The sequence below is a fragment of the Porticoccus sp. GXU_MW_L64 genome (genome assembly GCF_052983295.1).
Genome location: NZ_JBRKJK010000002.1, coordinates 212,179 through 229,163, shown reverse-complemented (window position 1 = coordinate 229,163; position 16,985 = coordinate 212,179). Strand labels below are relative to the sequence as shown.

Genomic DNA, 16,985 nt, shown 5'->3' with positions numbered 1-16,985 from the left:
CGTTATTGTTGTTCTACCAGACAGCCCGGCAAATCCGCTACCGTGTTGCAACCCAGCTGATTCATCACCTGAGTCAGCTGGGTAGCCAGCATATTGATGGTATGAATGCCACCTTTGTTACCCAGCGCACCGACGCCGTAAACAAAGGTGCGGCCCAGGAAGGTGAAATCCGCTCCCAGTGCCATTGCGCTGGCAATATTGGTGCCGGAACTCAGCCCGGAATCCATAAAGATTTTGATTTTGTCGCCGTAGCTATCCGCCACCTTCTTGAGAGTGGCGACCGGGCTTTCGCCCTGGTCCAGCTGGCGCGCGCCGTGGTTGGACATCACCACCGCATCGGCGCCAAGAGTCACGGCCGTGGCCACGTCTTTTTCGTTAATCAGGCCTTTAACTACCAGCGGGCCTTTCCAAAAGTCCCGTATGGGTTTTAAACCCTCCATATCCACCCGGCCCATGACGGTTTTGTTCATAAATGCGGCCAGTTGGTCGGTGGGCAGGTTTTTCGGCATATAGGGTTTTAATGTCTGCATTTCCGGCTTGCCGGCCTGGGCGGTGGCCATCAGCCAGGCGGGACGGGCCAGCATTTGCAGAATGTTGGAGAGGCTCATTTTCGGCGGCATCGCCAGGCCGTTACGCATATCCCGGGGGCGGTAGCCAAAGGTGGGTACATCCACGGTGACCACCAGTACCGGGTACTGGGCGGCGGTAACGCGGTTTAACAGGTCCTGGCGAATATCCGGGTCCGTGGGGTTGTACAGTTGATACCAGGCCTTGCCTTCGGAAATTTCCGCAATATCTTCCAGTTTGGCGGAAGATACGGTGCTCAATATAAAGGGTACATTCTTTTCGGCGGCTGCCTTGGCCAGTATTTCTGGCGCTTTGGGCCACATCAGCCCTTGCAGGCCAACAGGGGCCACCCCAAAGGGGGCCGAGTAGGTGTGGCCAAACAACTCCACTTCCAAACTGCTGCTGTCAAAGGGCTTGAGCAGCTCGCTGCGCAGTTGCACGGCCTGTATGTCCTGGCGGTTGCGCAGCAGGCCAATTTCCTCATGGCAGCCACCTTCAATATATTCAAAGGCAAAGCGGGGCATGCGCTGCTTTGCGCGTTTTTTCAGGTCTGGTGTGCCGGGGTAGCTGGGGTTAAAGAATGTATTGTGCATTTTATTTTTAAAACATGTTTTCAATTGCGAAAATTAAATGATTTTTGAGGGGTAAAGTCAAGGTGTGTCCCTTTCGTCCGGCACCTATTTGAGTCAAAATGGCTTTTACCCGTAAAACAGATGGCAAGGACACTATGGTACAGCACACCGCCCCGACACTGGATTCAAAAGCTACACGCAAAAAAACCTACTCCGCTCCGGCTCTGGAAAAGGGGCTGGACATTCTGGAGCTGTTGGCCAGGGAGTCGGAAGGCCTGAGTCTGAGTGATATCGCCAAGCGCCTGAAGCGCACGGTGGGCGAGCTGTTTCGCATGTTGGTGGTGCTGGAGCAGAGGGGCTATCTGACCCTGCCCCCCGGCAGTGACCGTTACCAGCTGTCGCTGAAACTGTTTGAACTGTCTCACCAGTTTCCCCCGGTGAAGCTGTTGACAACGGCGGCGACAACGGTGATGAAGCGCCTGGCCTACGACATCGAACAGTCCTGCCACCTGGTGATTTACTACGAGGGCAAGGGGCATGTGGTGGTGCAGCAGGATGCGCCTTCGGCGCGGATTTTCAGTGTGCGCCTGGGGGCGGAGGCATCACTGGTGGATACCTGTTCCGGCCATATTCTGCTCGCCTATGCAGACGATACCCAGCGCCAGGCGATGGTGGCCAATGTGCCTCAGGGGCACAAAAAGCCCACCAAAAAGTTGATCAAAGAACTGGTTGATCGTATTTGTGAGCAGGGTTATGAAAGCATCAAAAGCGCCCAGGCTCAGGGTGTGGAGGATATTGGTTACCCGGTCTTCGATCACAACGGCCATATTGCCGCCGCGTTGGTGATGCCGTTTTTCTCCTATATGGATGGCTCCCACCCGAACAGCCCGGACAAGGCAAAACTGCAGGTTCAGCGGGCGGCGGCGGATATTTCTGCGGCGCTGGGGTATCAGGCGGATTGACAACTTCCCCTAAAGCCGTTGCAGCAGATCTTTTGAATGACGGGCAATCCCGGTTTTTTTGCCTCTTGTAGTGTGGATTTGCCCCCGTAAACCATTACATACACAGGGGCTTTTAAAAAGCGGCTACTCCCATTCCATATTTTTGGGGTTTTTCACGGTATGGCTGAAAAAAATACAGCAACATCCAAAAAGGCGGGTCGCCTGTCTGCGGTGTCTAGCAGTTTTATCGAGCACAGCAGTTTTCTGCGCAGATTCCTGACCAAGTTTCTGTGTAATCGTCAGGACATTGAAGATGTAATGCAGGAAGCCTACCTGCGGGCTTACCAGGCGGAAAAAGGCAAAGACATTGAGCGCCCCAAGGCGTTTTTGTTTGAGGTTGCCAAGAACGTTGCTTTAACTGAGTTGTCCCGAAAGTCGCGCCAGATTACCGACTATATCGAAGAAATCGATTCCGCCATCCAGAATGAAAACACGGCTTCCCTGGAGGAAGAACAAGAAGCCCGCCAGCATCTGGACCTGTTTTGTGCGGCGGTGGCGGCACTGCCGGAGCGCCGCAGAAAGATATATTTGCTGCGCAAGGTGCATGGTTTGAGCCACCGTGAAATCGCCCGGCGAGAGGGCATATCGGTCAGTGCGGTTGAGAAGCATTTGCTCAAGGGTGTGCTTTTTTGCCAAACCTACGTCGATCAGCATGAGCAAAGCAACGAGTTAAAAGAACAGCCCAAAGTCATTCCACTGAGTGGGAGAGGATAATGGACAGGATAACCAAGGATACATCAGCGACTACAGCGTCCCCGGCCATCAAGCAGGAGGCGGCGGAATGGCTGATCAGGCTGGACAGCGAAACCCCATTGTCGGCCAACGAGCGCAGCGAGCTGGTCGACTGGATGAAGCAGGGCGACGTGCAGCGCGAGGCGCTTAAAGACATCGCTACATTGTGGGGGAAAATGAATATCCTCACCGAACTGGTTCTGGTTAGCGGCGATATGGGGGCTGCCGGCTCTCTGTCGAAGCCCAAAGGCTGGGGGTTGTTCCCTCGTGGCCTGGCCTGGGCAGCATCCGCCGCTTCCATCGTATTTTTGGCCCTGCTGGTGTGGCCGTCCCACAACGTGGGGCAGGACAATGGTTTGTATGTGACCGCCGTTGGCCAGCAGAAAACCATTGTTTTGCACGACCAATCCGTTGTGCAGCTCAACACCAACAGCCAGGTGGAAATTGCCTATTCCGGCGAACACCGGGATATCCGGCTGCTGCAGGGTGAGGCGCATTTTACCGTGGCCCACAACAAAGGCTGGCCGTTCAGGGTTTACGCTGGCAAGAGCAGGGTGCAGGCGCTGGGTACGGCGTTTTCGGTGTATTTGACCAACACCGATGCCCGCGTAACGGTAACCGATGGCAAAGTGGGTTTGACCGCCATCAAGCCGGATAACCCCACTGTCGACTCGGGCCGGTCACCGGTTGGTAAAACGGCGCCTGAAGTCTTTCAAAATGACCTGGGTCGCCTGGAGGCGGGGCAGTCGGCAACCATTAAAAACATTGTGTTCGGTCAGCTCGATGCGGACCTGAGCCTGGAACTGGCCCAGGAAATTAACGAAGAAGACATAGACCGGCAACTGGCCTGGCGCAAAGGGTTGCTGATGTTCTCGGGCGAACCGCTGGAACAGGTGGTTGCCGAAATCAGCCGTTATACAAACCTGTCGATAGAAATTGCAGACCCGGAAGTGCGCGCACTAAAAATAGGCGGCCAGTTCCGGGTGGGTGATACCGACGACATGCTGGACTCGTTCGAGACCAATATGGGTCTTGAAGTACAACGTTTGGGGTATAACCAGGTACGGATTTCGATACCCAGAGAGTAGCTGGGTTATTGTGTTGTATAACGCTGCCTAAAGGTTACACTCGCCACCCCGAAGGCGCACTCTGCTCCCCTCCGTCATTGCGACAAATTGGCAGGAAAGCCAATTTGGGCGTCGAATACGGCTCGTAGAGCCGAGCACCAAGGATGGTGCGAGTCTGCAGCGGAGCGATGCGGCAATCTTGATCAGAGTAGCAGAGGGCTTGGATAGTGCGGCGGTAAATGGATGGAGATTGCTTCGCTGCGCTCGCAATGACGGGAAGTATCACCACCCCTCCGTCATTGCGAGGAGCGGAGCGACGCGGCAATCTCGACCAGAGTAGCAGAGGGCTTGGATAGTGCGGCGGTAGCCGAATGAAGATTGCTTCGCTGCGCTCGCAATGACGGGAAGTATCACCACCCCTCTGTCATTGCGAGGAGCGGAGCGACGCGGCAATCTCGATCAGAGTAGCAGAGGGCTTGGATAGTGCGGCGGTAAATGGATGGAGATTGCTTCGCTGCGCTCGCAATGACAGAGTATGCCGCTCGCAATAACAGAGAATGTCACTCCCAATGGCGGGAGATACCCTCGTTGTTGACGAAAAAAGAAGTACACAATAGGCCAGCTCAGGCCTTAGAGGAGGGTGAGTTACGTACACCTCAAAAACACATATAAAAAATATTTATATTATTAAGTGTGGTTTTTTCTTTCTCGCTGGTTACATGGTTGGAGGGGTCACAAAGACTCTATTTAAACCAGAGGTTAACTGGAGTAAGAAAAAATCTGCAGGGTTGCTGGCGGGCTTTTTATTTTGGGCAAGCAGCTGTTTACCTGCACTCGCATCTGAAGCCAATGGTTCTGGCGATGGCACTGATCAAACGGTTTACCAGATCAACATACCGTCCCAGAACGCCGCTGATGCCCTGAACAGGCTGGCGGAACAAACAGGCGCGACTTTTCTTTATCTGTACGACGTAGCGGCAGGCCAACAGGCCAACGAGGTTGTTGGGCGCTACCGGGTACTGGATGCTCTGAATCAACTGCTGGCAAACACTGGGCTCACCAGTGGCCTCTCCAAAAGAGGGTCCATACGGATATTTCTATCCGATGGCGATCAAAATACGAGAGAGGATAAACCAGTGACGTTTAAAAGAAGATCACTCTGGGCTGCTATCGCAGCGGTATTGGTAGGTTCCGGCAACAGCGTTCAGGCTCAAGCGGCGGAAGGGGAAAACGCCAAAGATGCAAAAACAGAAATTGCCGAAGAAGTTGTTATTACCGGTATCCGGGGCAGCCTGAAACACGCTCAGGACCTGAAAAGAGATGCCGACTCCATTATTGAAGCGGTAACCCTGGAAGACCTGGGTAAATTCCCGGATACCAACCTGGCAGACGCCCTGCAGCGGGTGCCCGGCGTACAGATTCAGCGCAACGACAATGGCGCTACCGACGGCGGTGACCGGGTGTCCATTCGTGGCCTTGGCCCCCAGTTTGTACAAACCACCATCAATGGCCGTACACCCCTGTCCGCAGGTTCCGGTGGCGGTAACAACCTGCGTGAATACAACTTTGATACCCTGCCCACAGAAGTGATCAGTGGCCTGGTGGTGTACAAATCACCGGAAGCGGACCTGGTGGAGAGCGGCCTGGGTGGTTCTGTGGATGTGCAGACCCTGCGCCCACTGGATACCGGCATGCCCAGAGGACAAAACTTCCGGGGCAGCGTAAACCTGCGCACCACTTACAACGACGAGTCTGAAGATTTTGGCCCCCGTATCAGCGCCGTGGGTATTTTTAAAAATGACGAGCGCAACTTTGGTGCGTCCCTGGCGGTATTGTCGTCCGAATTTGAAAACTCTGTTGACGAAACTTTCTATCGTACTTTGACCACCAATACCACAAACAGAACCATCAATATTGATGGTGATGTGCAGGAAGGGGGCGTTGTTATTCCCCAGTCCATTACCAATAACCCCATTGAGTCGGAACAAAAACGCACGGCCATCGCCACTACCGTGCAATTCCGCAATGACTCCGGCCTGGAAATCAACGGCGACCTGCTGTACGCCGAGTACGATTTGCCTTCGGTGCGGAATCTGTTTCGTATTGTGACCACAGCGCAACGGGGTATCTTTGACGGTGTTTCAGCACCGGGCAGTGTGACAATTGAAGACGGTCAGCTGCAATTTTTCGATGGTCGCCAGAATGCGGATGATGGCGACAGCCTGCAACTGCAGACTCAGCACCTGGATTTTGATAACAAAACCGAAAACCTGATTGGTGGCCTGAACGTGGCCTGGTCCAACGATGACTGGCGTATTGCCGGTGATGTTTCTTACTCTGAGCTGACCTTTGAAAACGTACTGCGTGTGCTGGGCAACTTCCAGGCCAGGGAAGGTGGTTTTGGCAGTGGGCAACCAGTAACGGGTTTGGGAGACTTTGTGTTTGATGACCTGACTGCCGATGCCGCTGGCTTTATCTTCAGCGACGAAGCGGCTGCAGGCGCTCTCGATCCGGCCAGCTATCGCGCTTTGGCCGGTGTTGTTAACAATACGCAAAATGAAAGTGATCGCACCGCTTTCCGCCTGGATGTGGAGCGCCAGCTTGAAGGTTCCACCAAGCTCCAGTTCGGTCTGCGTTATGAACAAACCGAAATTGACTTTCGCCAGGCCGGTGCCGCTGTGTCCACTCCGGATGGTGTCACCGAAGCGGATATTCGTGCTGCGGGTCTGACCGGTGGAGCGCAAGACACTTTCCTGTCGGGAATTTTTCCGGCTGGCTCCTTTGATACTTTCCCGGTAGTGGACGGTGAAGCGGTTGCGGCTTTGATCCCGGACTTGAATCAGAGAGTATTTGGTACATCGGTTTTTGAAATTGATGATATCGTCGCTGCAGCAGGCAGTGCGGAGGGAACGAGTATCTCTCCAAATGCAGCCAACTTCTTTAATACCGAAGAAGATACTTTTGCTGCTTATGCGCAGGTGGACTGGGAAGGTAACCTGGGCGATGCTGTGCCGTTTACCGCCAATTTTGGTGTTCGTGCCGTGCAGACCAAAGTCACCACCACCGCATTCAGTGGCGTGCGTATTGCAGGCCGTGGCCAGGATGTTGACGATATTGACGGCGATGGTAATACCACCGAGCCTCTCCCCGCAGTCAATGCCTCTTTTGTACCCACAGTGGCCGAGTCTGACGACTGGGAAGTGCTGCCCAGCTTTAATATCAACTTTTCCCTGAGCGAAGAAACCAAGCTGAGAGTGGGATTATCCAAAGTGCTCACCCGTCCCACTTACCGTGACCAGGTGCCTAATAACAACATTGTTATTGATCTGACAGAAGAAACGGTGACAGCTTCTGGTGGTAACGGTGAACTCAGCCCTTATACCGCCGAGGCACTGGATGTGGTTCTGGAGCACTACACCCCTAACGGTGGTGCGGTATACCTGAGTGCCTTCTATAAAGAGGTTGAGGATTTTATCATTCGCCAGCCCAGAGAAGGTGCGTTGGTCGCCCTGCCATTTGACCCCGTCAATGGCGCAGCCATCGCCAATGATATTCAACTCGGCGTAGACAACCCCATTCCTGCGGGGCAGTCCGGGCTGTTTGAAACAGTATCTGCCACTACTCCGGTGAATGTTTCTGATGGTAAGGTTAAAGGCTTTGAAGTGGGCTTTAACCAGCCGCTGACCTTCCTGCCAGAGTTTTTCCATAACTTTGGTGTTAATGCCAACTACACCTATATCGACAGCTCGTTTGGTGAAGATGTGGGCGATGCCGGCCTTGGCTTCCCCGGTTCTTCGGAAGACAACGTGAACCTTGTGGCGTACTACGAAGTGGATAACTTCTCCACCCGTCTGGCTTACACCTATCGCGGTGAGTACCTGCGCAACCTGGCAGGCGTTGGCGACCGGATGGATGCGGCGATCTTTACTGAAGCCCAGGAGCAGTTAAACCTGAACTTCAGCTACCGCCCGGTCAAAGGCCTGAGCCTGAGCCTGGCGCTGATCAACCTGACTGGAGAAGACCGCCGTGACTTCCGCGGGGTTAACAGTAACTTCCAGGCGTATGTAACGCGCCCCAAACAGGCCATCTTTGGTGTTCGTTATAGCTTCTGATCATTCGATCTCTAGCTGAATAAAACCTGCTTCGGAGAAGTTTCCGGGGCAGGTTTTTTCGTGTTGATAACGAGGTTTAAAAAAACCGTCATCGCGAGCAGAGCGCGGCGATCCAGTGACTTTGCTTAAAGGCCAAAGTGTTAAAGACACTGGATTGCTTCGCTGCGCTCGCAATGACGGCTTGTGTGGTTATCCCGGATGGCAGTGCGTCTGCGCGGGGATGACGATCTTCTTGAAACAGGCTTGTTTATGTCAGTAATAAAAAAATGGAACGGGATATTTTTAAAAATAGCTGCAGTTTGTGCGCTGCTTGCCGTTACCGGCTGCAGTGAAAAACCAGACACCGCAGCGCAACCAGTACAGAAAAAAGCTCTTATTCCAGCGTCCGCACGGGACGACTTTTTCAACGGCGCACCGGCAAACCAGGTTCTTGTGGACAAGGATTACTACGTCTGGGGTCTGACCGCCTTTCGCTGGAATGACGGCAAGGTGCACGCCTATTATTCCCGCTGGCCCCGCGCCACCGGCTTTAATGGCTGGATGACCCACTGCGAAATTGCTCACGCGGTGGCGGACAGCCCCGCCGGGCCCTTTGCCACCACTGGTACGGTGATTGAAAGCCGTCATCTTGAGGGCTGGGATATCGTCAACGCCCACAACCCGGCGGTGACGGTGGTGGATGGCAAGATTCATCTTTACTACATCTCCAACCAGCTGCGCGGAGATTTTGAACCGCAAGAGGGCAACCCCTTCCCCAGCGACCAGTGGCTGCTGGACAACCGCCGCGACATTGTGCGCAACCGCCAGCGCATCGGCCTGGCCAGTGCTGACTCCCCGGAAGGGCCCTTTGTACGCACGCGAGAGCCTGTGGTGGTGCCCCACGGCAATTTTAAAAACATCGCCGTCAATCCAGCGGTTACCTACCAAAATGGCCAGTTTGTGATGATTGCCAAGGGCGATGATCAACGCAAAGAAGGGATTTTCCGGATTCAATTGGTGGGCCACGCGGATCGGGCCGAGGGCCCCTATGTGTTCCAGCAGCAGCCCATTTACGACAAGGCACAAACCGAAGATGCCAGCATCTGGTACGACCGGACCGAGCAACGCTTTAACAGCCTGGTACATGTAATGGGCAAACCGGAGCTGGCGCATCTGGTGTCCGACGATGGTGTCAACTGGCGGGAAGGCACCCCCTTCACCTACCTGCACAAAACCTTCGAGCTATCCGATGGCACCACCTGGACACCCAAACGCTTCGAGCGCCCCTTTGTGCTGACCGATAAACAGGGGCGTGCGGAATGGTTGTATGTGGCTGTGCTCGACAAGGGCATTAGCGGTAATATTGCGGTTCCGCTGCAGGATGATTAGCGGTACCCCTCTGTCATTGCGAGGAGCGGAGCGACGCGGCAATCTCGACCAGAGTGGCAGAGGGCTTTGATAGTGCGGCAGTAACCGGATGGAGATTGCTTCGCTGCGCTCGCAATGACGGGAAATAGCGCTCGCAATGACGGGCAATAGCGTCTGCAGTGATGGGAATGTCCCTCGCAATGACGGCGGCAAATTAACCACGCAAAGAGATCGACACACCATGAAACACAAACGCAGTCTATTTTTAAGCCTTCTCCTACCGGCACTGTGTGTGCTGGCAAGCTGCTCTGCTGAAAAGAATACTGAGGCTTCACCACAACAGCCCAATATCATCCTCTTTCTGGTGGACGATATGGGCCCCATGGATACCTCCGTTCCCTTCGTGGTGAACGAAAACGGCGAGGCGGCACCGCAGCCGCTCAACGATTTTTATCGCACTCCCAACATGGAGAAACTGGCAGAACAGGGCGTTCGCTTTGCCCACTTTTACGCCAACAGCGTGTGTTCCCCGTCCCGGGTTTCCCTGCTTAACGGCCAGTATTCCGCGCGCCACAAAGTCACCCAGTGGATCTATGCGGAGCGCACCAACCCGGGCCCGGAAGGGTGGAAATGGGCCGGCCTGTCCAAAGACGACTGGACCCTGGTATCTGCACTTAAATCCGCCGACTACGCCACCGCCCATATCGGCAAGGCCCACCTTGGCCCGGATGCTCACGAAGGCAGCGACCCGCTGAATCTGCACTTCGATATCAATATTGGCGGTTCTTCCGCCGGTCAGCCCGGCAGCTATTACGGGTTGAAAGATTTTGGCAAGGGGAAGCGGCGTTTTGTCCCCCATCTGGACGCCTACCACGGTCAGGACATCTTTTTGTCCGAAGCGCTGACCCGGGAAGCCACAAAAACCATCGACCAGTTTATCTCCGCCCAGAAGCCCTTCTTCATGCAGATGAGCCACTACGCCCTGCACACCCCCTTCGAGGCGGACCCGCGTTTTGCCGACCATTACAAGGATTCTGGAAAATCCGACAAGACCCAGGCCTTTGCCACTCTGGTGGAAGGCATGGACAAATCCCTGGGTGATCTGATCAACCACCTGGACGCCAAAGGCATTGCCGACAACACCCTGATTGTGTTTCTCGGCGACAACGGTTCCGATGCACCTTTAGGCGGTGAGCACGACCACAGCTCGTCCGCTCCCTATCGGGGTAAAAAAGCCACTCACTACGACGGTGGCATGCGCGCGCCCTTTATGGTGAGCTGGGCCAAGCCCAATCCCCGATCCCCTGTTCAGCAACGCTTTGCCATCAAGCCGGGCATTGTGTACCAGGATTTTGTCTCCATCGTGGACATCGTGCCTACCTTGCTGAAACTGGCGGGCCTGGAAGCACCGGAGCAGCATCACATCGACGGCCAGGACCTCAGCAGCTATCTGGCCAGCCACCAGGGGGAGCATTCCCAGCAGTTTCTGATGCACTTCCCCCACGGCCACCGCAGCAACAACTTCAGCGTTTTCCGCTCCGGCGACTGGAAGGTGATCCAGCATCGCAACCCCGATGCATCGCCAGAATTTGAGCTGTTTAATCTCAAGGACGATCCCTACGAAAACCACGATCAGGCCAGCGCAAACCCGGAAAAACTGCAGGCCATCCTCAAGGAAATGAATCAGGCGCTGGAGCAGAGCGGCGCGCAGTTCACCAGCAAGAAAATGCGCAAAGGGGTTTAGCCCGGTGAAGGGGTGGATTGTTGTTTTGGCCGTGGTGCTGACCGCTTGTAGTGATAACAGGCCGGGTGCGGCTCCCGCCGAGCCACCGCGCAAACCCAATATTATTTATATCCTTGCGGACGATCTGGGTTATGGGGATATCGGCGCCTATGGCCAGACCCGCACCCGCACGCCTCATCTCGATGCCCTGGCGCGGGGCGGTATGGTCTTTACCCAGCACTACTCCGGCAGCACCGTTTGCGCGCCGTCCCGTGCGGCATTGCTCACCGGGCGTCATATGGGCAGCGCCCAGATTCGCGGCAACTACGAACTGGGCGGTTTTCTGGACCATGAAGAACGGGGCCAGCGACCTCTGCGGCCCGGCACACAAACCCTCGGCAGCCTGTTGCAGCAGCAGGGCTACACCACTGCGGCGATTGGTAAATGGGGGCTGGGCGGCCCGACCCCTGTGGATCAGCCGGATACCGGCCCCAATACCCAGGGTTTTGATCACTTCTTTGGCTACCTGGATCAGAAGCAGGCCCACAGTTATTACCCCACACACCTGTGGCGCAACCGGGACCGGGTGGCGTTGAACAATGAATACCGGCACCCTCATCCCGGCGCCACCAATCGCCAGGTGACCAGTGCCGATTATCGGGACTATATTGGCCAGGACTACGCGCCGGATTTGATCACCGCCGAGGCGCTGGAATTTATGGGCGATAACGCCGACCGGCCCTTCTTCCTTTACCTGGCTTACCCGTCCCCGCACGCGGCGCTGCAAGTGCCCGACAGCTATATGGATGCCTACGACGGCCAGTGGCAGGAAACCCCATCGGACAGCAACAGCTATACCCCTCACCCAAAACCCCGGGCCGCCCGCGCCGGCATGATTTCCCATATGGATGAGGACATCGGCGAGGTGATGGCCAAGCTGCGCCAGCTCGGTCTGGAAAAAGACACTCTGGTGATCTTTAGCAGCGACAACGGCCCCGCCCCGGAAGGGGGCAGTGATGTGGCGTTTTTTCAAGCGTCCGGCCCATTGCGGGGTATCAAGCGCGACCTGTACGAGGGCGGCATTCGCGTACCCATGATCGCCAACTGGCCGGGAAAGATTGCTGCCGGCGTCCGCAGCGAACATATCTCCGCCTTCTGGGACGTACTGCCCACCCTGGCGCAACTCACCGGTGCACCCGTGCCCGAAGGGGTTCAGGGCTTATCTTTCTTGCCCTCCCTGTTCAATGAGGGTGAGCAAAAACAACACCCGTACCTGTACTGGGAATTTGCCATGCAGGGCGGCAAGCAGGCGGTGCGCATGGGCGACTGGAAAGCGGTCAAGCTGAACGCCCGCAGCAACCCGCATGCCCCCATCGAACTCTACAACTTGGCCGCGGATATTGGCGAAACCCGTAATGTGGCGGATCAGCACCCGGACATTGTGGCCCGGGCAGCGGCTTATATGGCTGCTGCGCATCAGCCATCGGCGGTGGCCAGTTGGAACTTTCCGGGCGCGCATGTTCAGCTTAGCCCCCGCCTCTCGTCATCGCGAGCGAAGCGCGGCGATCTCCATCAGGTCACTACCGGGCTGGACGAGATTGCCGCGTCGCTGCGCTCGCAATGACCTGATATAACGTAAAAGCCGGATTTTTATGTCAAATCGCCTTGATCAAATACTCAGCCTATGGAGCGAGCAGCGGGATTCGCTGCAATGGGTGCTTGCGACCATTGTCGCCACCGATGGCTCGTCATACCGCAAGGCGGGCGCCATGATGCTGATTAACAGCCTGGGCAAATACCATGGCCTGCTGAGCGGCGGCTGCCTGGAATCCGACATCATGCGCCAGGCAAGGCGCTGCTGGCAGACTGGTTGCAGTCGCATTATCGAATACGACATGCGCGAGGAAGAAGACCTGTCCTGGCAGCTGGGCATTGGCTGTGGCGGCATGGTGCGCATTCTGCTGCAACCGGTGAGTGTCGCCAATGGCTATTTGCAACTGCCGGAACTGCAACGCCGTTTGCAACAGCGCCAGCCCTGTATCTACCGGCAAAATGTTGCGGAGCAAGTCCCTGAAAACACGGTGCTGGAAGTGCTAGACGCGCCGTGCAACAAGTTAACGCTGGATACAGACAGCAAGACGCTGGATCAATATATTCTGCCCACACCCCATCTGGCGGTATTTGGCGGTGGGGTGGATGCCGCTCCGGTGGTGGCGCTGGCGGCCACCCTGGGCTGGCATGTATCCCTGTTTGACCCCCGCACCGCTTATGCCCGCGCCGCTTACTTCCCCGGTGCCCAGAATATTATTGATCGGCCCTATAAAGAATTGTCGAAGCACTGCCTGGACGCAGCTATGGATGCCGCTGTGGTCATGCACCACAACGTTGAGCTGGACGCCCAGGCTATCCAGCTGCTGCAACCGTGTTCATTGAAATACCTCGGGCTGCTGGGCCCGAAGCACCGCACTGAACGGGTGCTGGCGGCAGCGGGCCTGGCAGAAAATGAATTGGCATTGCCGTTGGCCAACCCGGTGGGTCTGAACCTGGGCGGCGAATTGCCAGAATCCATCGCCCTGGCGATGGTGGCAGAGGTTCATGCCGTGCTGGAAGGTGGTGACGGCCAATCCATTAGCGGTTGGCTGAATAACTCACTGCCGTCCGGGGCTGGCCGACAAGTTTTACCAGGTAAGGCTTGCAGTTACATGGGTGGCAGAGAAACTTAAAAAAATCGTCATCGCGAGCGCAGCGCGGCGATCCAGCGACTTAGCTTTTAAGTCACTGAGTTAAAGACACTGGATTGCCACGCTGCGCTCGCAATGACGGGTTGGGTGATTATCCCGGACAGCAGTGCGCCTTCGCGGGAATGACAGGTCTGGGAACTTAACAGAACAGTAGCTCAAAAATACATTAATACCCTTTGGAGGTAAGCAACAATGGTGACATTTACCGTAAATAGCAAACCGGTCGAGCTGGATGCGGACCCCAATATGCCGCTGTTATGGGCATTGCGGGATATGCTGCACATGACCGGCACCAAATTTGGCTGCGGCCTGGCCCAGTGCGGCGCCTGTACCGTGCATATGGATGGCCAGGCTATCCGCTCTTGTGTGATGCCGTTGTCGGCGGTGGCGGGCAAGAACATTACCACCATTGAGGGCCTGGCTACGGACGTGGGCCTGCACCCGGTTCAGCAGGCCTGGAAGGAGCACAATGTGCCCCAGTGCGGCTACTGCCAGTCCGGGCAGATGATGAGTGCGGCGGCGCTGCTGGAAACCAACCCCAACCCGGATGACGAGGCCATTGATCGTCATATGCAGGGCAATATCTGCCGCTGTGGTACTTACCCCAGGATCAAAGAAGCCATCAAATCCGCAGCCAAAAATGTGGGAGGTCAGTGATGAGCAAGGTACTTGAAAACACTGCTGAAGTTATCTGTCTTGGCCGGCGGGAATTCCTGAAAAAAACCGGTATAACCGGTGGCGGCCTGTTGCTGGGAACGGCGGTACCCCTGTCCTCCGTATTGCCGGTTTTCGCCTGGGCCGATGATCAGGGCGGTGATCACCCGCTCAATTTGTTTGTCAGTATCGGCAGCGACGACCGGGTGCATATTGTCTGCCATCGCAGTGAAATGGGGCAGGGCGTTCGCACCGGCACCACCCAGATTATTGCCGACGAACTCTGTGCGGACTGGGCCAAGGTGGAAGTGGTGCAGGGGCTTGCCAACAAAGCCTACGGCAGCCAGAACACCGATGGCTCCACCTCCATTCGCAAGTTCTACACCAAACTGCGGGAAGTGGGTGCCACCGCTCGCACCATGCTGGAACAGGCCGCCGCACAGGTGTGGAAAGTGGACCCGGCAAAAACCTATGCCAAAGACAACGCAGTGCACCTGAAAGGCAGCAACAAATCCCTGTCCTTTGGTGAGCTGGCGGAACTGGCTGCCAGCCAGCCCACACCCGCCAAAGGCGAGCTGACCTTCAAGTCCCGGGGCCAGTTTGAATTGATCGGCAAGTCCGTGCCCATTGTGGATATGGATGTGATGTTGACCGGCGACACCACCTACGGCCAGGACGTGCATCTGGACAACATGCTGTATGCCAGCATCGAACGCTGCCCGGTGGTGGGGGCAACGGTTAAAGGCTTTGACCGCAAGGCGGCGCTGGCAGTGGCCAACGTCCAGCAGGTTATCGAGATGCCCAAACAGCCAAGACCGGTTGTGTTTCATCCCCTCAATGGCGTGGCGGTGCTGGCGGACAATACCTGGGCGGCGCTGCAGGGGCGGCGGGCCCTGAATGTACAGTGGGACCTGGGGGAAAACAAAAACCACAGCTCCGCAGACTTTCAACAGCAACTGGCCAAAAACATTGTCACCAAAGGCAAGGTGGTGCGCTCTGGAGGCGATGCCTACGCTGCCCTCGACAAAGCCAGTCGCAAGGTCGAGGCCACCTATCGGGTGCCCTACCTGGCCCACGCTCCCATGGAGCCACCGGCGGCCACCGCGCATTTTGAAGATGGCCGTTGCGAAATCTGGGCCTGCACACAAACCGCACAGAGCACGCAACAAAATGTCGCCAAAGCCCTTGGCCTCAAGCAAGGGCAGGTGAAGGTGAACGTGACCCTGCTGGGCGGCGGCTTTGGGCGCAAATCGAAACCGGACTTTTCGGTGGAAGCGGCACTGCTGTCAAAACAAACCGGCAGACCGGTAAAGGTGGTGTGGAGTCGCGAAGACGATATTCGCAACAGCTATTACCACGCCATCAGCACCCAGCACTATGTGGCCGGGCTGGATACCAATGGCGGCATTTCCGGCTGGGTACAGCGCAATGCCTTCCCCAGCATCAGTTCTACCTTCAAAGAGGGGGTGGACCAGGCGCAACGGGGCGAGCTGGGCATGAACTTTATCGATATTCCCTTTGCCCTGGATAACTTTTCCTGTGAAAACCACAAGGCCAGCGCCCATGTGCGCATTGGCTGGCTGCGCTCGGTGTGCAATATCCAGCACGCCTTTGCCCAGGGCTCGTTTGTGGATGAACTGGCCCATGCCGCCGGCAAGCCCACCCACAAAATGTGGCACCAACTGATTGGCAAAGACCGCAAGGTAGACTTGGGGGTTAAATACCCGAACTACGGTGAATCCCTGGACACCTTCCCCATCGACACCAAGCGCCTGAAAAACGTGCTCGATACGGTGGTGGAAAAATCCGGAGCAGACGCCAACACCGCAGACGGCGAAGGCTGGGGTATCAGCGTGCAGCGCAGCTTTGTGGCTTACGTGGCGGTGGCCACCAAGGTCAAGGTTGAGGGCAACAAAGTCACGGTGCTTGAATCCCATGCAGTGATGGACGCCGGTACCGTCATCAACCCGGACCGGGTGCACGCGCAACTGGAAGGTTCCATCGTGTTTGGCCTGTCACTGGCGCTGATGGGAGAAATAGACGTGAAAGACGGCGCGGTAATGCAGTCCAACTTCCACGACTACCCGGTATTGCGCATGAGCCAGAGCCCGACCATCAAAACCCACATCGTCGAGTCCACCGCGCCGCCCTCCGGCGTTGGCGAACCCGGCGTTCCCCCGGTGGCCGCCAGCCTCACCAACGCCATCTTCCACGCCTGCGGCAAACGGGTGCGGGATTTGCCGGTGAATAAGCAATTCACTGTTTGATGGGATGGGGGAAGGTTAAAAGGAAAACAGTCCGGCAGGGGAACTTGCCGGGCTGTTTTTTTCGCATTAGTGGGTTGTATTTTTCTCAATAAGAGGTGGTTTTTCTCGCGTTAATTGCCTGTTCTTGCCTTGTATTTCGCAAAGCATCGGCAGGTGACTTATCTATTATCGTAACTTGCAACCATTGATTGAAGAACTACTT

Annotated in this window: 11 protein-coding genes; 10 read left to right on the top strand and 1 reads right to left on the bottom strand. The window is 56.1% G+C overall.

All coding sequences use genetic code 11. The annotated features are described in order from the left end of the window. Positions 1-2: 2 nt before the first annotated feature. Complete coding sequence (locus ACVBEJ_RS02740; RefSeq protein WP_447128063.1) at positions 3-1,160, bottom strand: alpha-hydroxy acid oxidase; 1,158 nt, start codon at positions 1,158-1,160, stop codon at positions 3-5. 98 nt (positions 1,161-1,258) lie between these two features. Here ACVBEJ_RS02740 and ACVBEJ_RS02735 point away from each other — a divergent pair, with 98 nt between their 5' ends. The 10 genes from ACVBEJ_RS02735 (at position 1,259) to ACVBEJ_RS02690 (ending at position 16,783) form a co-directional block, all read left to right on the top strand. Next, positions 1,259-2,101 (top strand): IclR family transcriptional regulator, encoded by an 843-nt coding sequence (locus tag ACVBEJ_RS02735; protein WP_447128062.1) that lies wholly within the window; start codon positions 1,259-1,261, stop codon positions 2,099-2,101. 159 nt (positions 2,102-2,260) lie between these two features. Beyond that, positions 2,261-2,854: an RNA polymerase sigma factor gene (locus ACVBEJ_RS02730; RefSeq protein WP_447128061.1), complete on the top strand. Its 594-nt coding sequence runs from the start codon at positions 2,261-2,263 to the stop codon at positions 2,852-2,854. Then, on the top strand, positions 2,854-3,960 hold the full coding sequence (locus tag ACVBEJ_RS02725; RefSeq protein WP_447128060.1) for a FecR family protein: 1,107 nt from the start codon (positions 2,854-2,856) through the stop codon (positions 3,958-3,960). The genes ACVBEJ_RS02730 and ACVBEJ_RS02725 overlap by 1 nt, the downstream gene beginning before the upstream one ends. Positions 3,961-4,658: 698 nt before the next feature. Further along, positions 4,659-8,051 (top strand): TonB-dependent receptor, encoded by a 3,393-nt coding sequence (locus ACVBEJ_RS02720; RefSeq protein WP_447128059.1) that lies wholly within the window; start codon positions 4,659-4,661, stop codon positions 8,049-8,051. Positions 8,052-8,300: 249 nt separating this feature from the next. Beyond that, a complete protein-coding gene (locus ACVBEJ_RS02715) occupies positions 8,301-9,419 on the top strand; it encodes a glycoside hydrolase family protein (RefSeq protein WP_447128058.1) in 1,119 nt (372 codons plus the stop codon). A 220-nt stretch (positions 9,420-9,639) separates the two neighbouring features. Then, complete coding sequence (locus ACVBEJ_RS02710) at positions 9,640-11,142, top strand: sulfatase (RefSeq protein ID WP_447128057.1); 1,503 nt, start codon at positions 9,640-9,642, stop codon at positions 11,140-11,142. 4 nt (positions 11,143-11,146) lie between these two features. After that, positions 11,147-12,745 carry an arylsulfatase gene (locus ACVBEJ_RS02705; protein WP_447128056.1) on the top strand — a complete coding sequence of 533 codons (1,599 nt, stop codon included), beginning with the start codon at positions 11,147-11,149 and terminating at the stop codon, positions 12,743-12,745. A gap of 28 nt (positions 12,746-12,773) precedes the next feature. Beyond that, complete coding sequence (locus ACVBEJ_RS02700; protein ID WP_447128055.1) at positions 12,774-13,844, top strand: XdhC family protein; 1,071 nt, start codon at positions 12,774-12,776, stop codon at positions 13,842-13,844. 210 nt (positions 13,845-14,054) lie between these two features. After that, entirely contained in the window at positions 14,055-14,519 is a 465-nt protein-coding gene (locus ACVBEJ_RS02695) for a (2Fe-2S)-binding protein (RefSeq protein WP_447128054.1), read from the top strand. Continuing rightward, positions 14,519-16,783 (top strand): molybdopterin cofactor-binding domain-containing protein, encoded by a 2,265-nt coding sequence (locus ACVBEJ_RS02690; RefSeq protein ID WP_447128053.1) that lies wholly within the window; start codon positions 14,519-14,521, stop codon positions 16,781-16,783. The genes ACVBEJ_RS02695 and ACVBEJ_RS02690 overlap by 1 nt, the downstream gene beginning before the upstream one ends. Positions 16,784-16,985: the final 202 nt, after the last annotated feature.

Coding starts and splice junctions, on each gene's coding strand:
- ACVBEJ_RS02715 (WP_447128058.1), top strand. CDS start 8,301: ATGTCAGTAATAAAAAAATGGAACGGGATATTTTTAAAAATAGCTGCA.
- ACVBEJ_RS02730 (WP_447128061.1), top strand. CDS start 2,261: ATGGCTGAAAAAAATACAGCAACATCCAAAAAGGCGGGTCGCCTGTCT.
- ACVBEJ_RS02735 (WP_447128062.1), top strand. CDS start 1,259: ATGGCTTTTACCCGTAAAACAGATGGCAAGGACACTATGGTACAGCAC.
- ACVBEJ_RS02710 (WP_447128057.1), top strand. CDS start 9,640: ATGAAACACAAACGCAGTCTATTTTTAAGCCTTCTCCTACCGGCACTG.
- ACVBEJ_RS02720 (WP_447128059.1), top strand. CDS start 4,659: ATGGTTGGAGGGGTCACAAAGACTCTATTTAAACCAGAGGTTAACTGG.
- ACVBEJ_RS02725 (WP_447128060.1), top strand. CDS start 2,854: ATGGACAGGATAACCAAGGATACATCAGCGACTACAGCGTCCCCGGCC.
- ACVBEJ_RS02690 (WP_447128053.1), top strand. CDS start 14,519: ATGAGCAAGGTACTTGAAAACACTGCTGAAGTTATCTGTCTTGGCCGG.
- ACVBEJ_RS02695 (WP_447128054.1), top strand. CDS start 14,055: ATGGTGACATTTACCGTAAATAGCAAACCGGTCGAGCTGGATGCGGAC.
- ACVBEJ_RS02740 (WP_447128063.1), bottom strand. CDS start 1,160: ATGCACAATACATTCTTTAACCCCAGCTACCCCGGCACACCAGACCTG.
- ACVBEJ_RS02700 (WP_447128055.1), top strand. CDS start 12,774: ATGTCAAATCGCCTTGATCAAATACTCAGCCTATGGAGCGAGCAGCGG.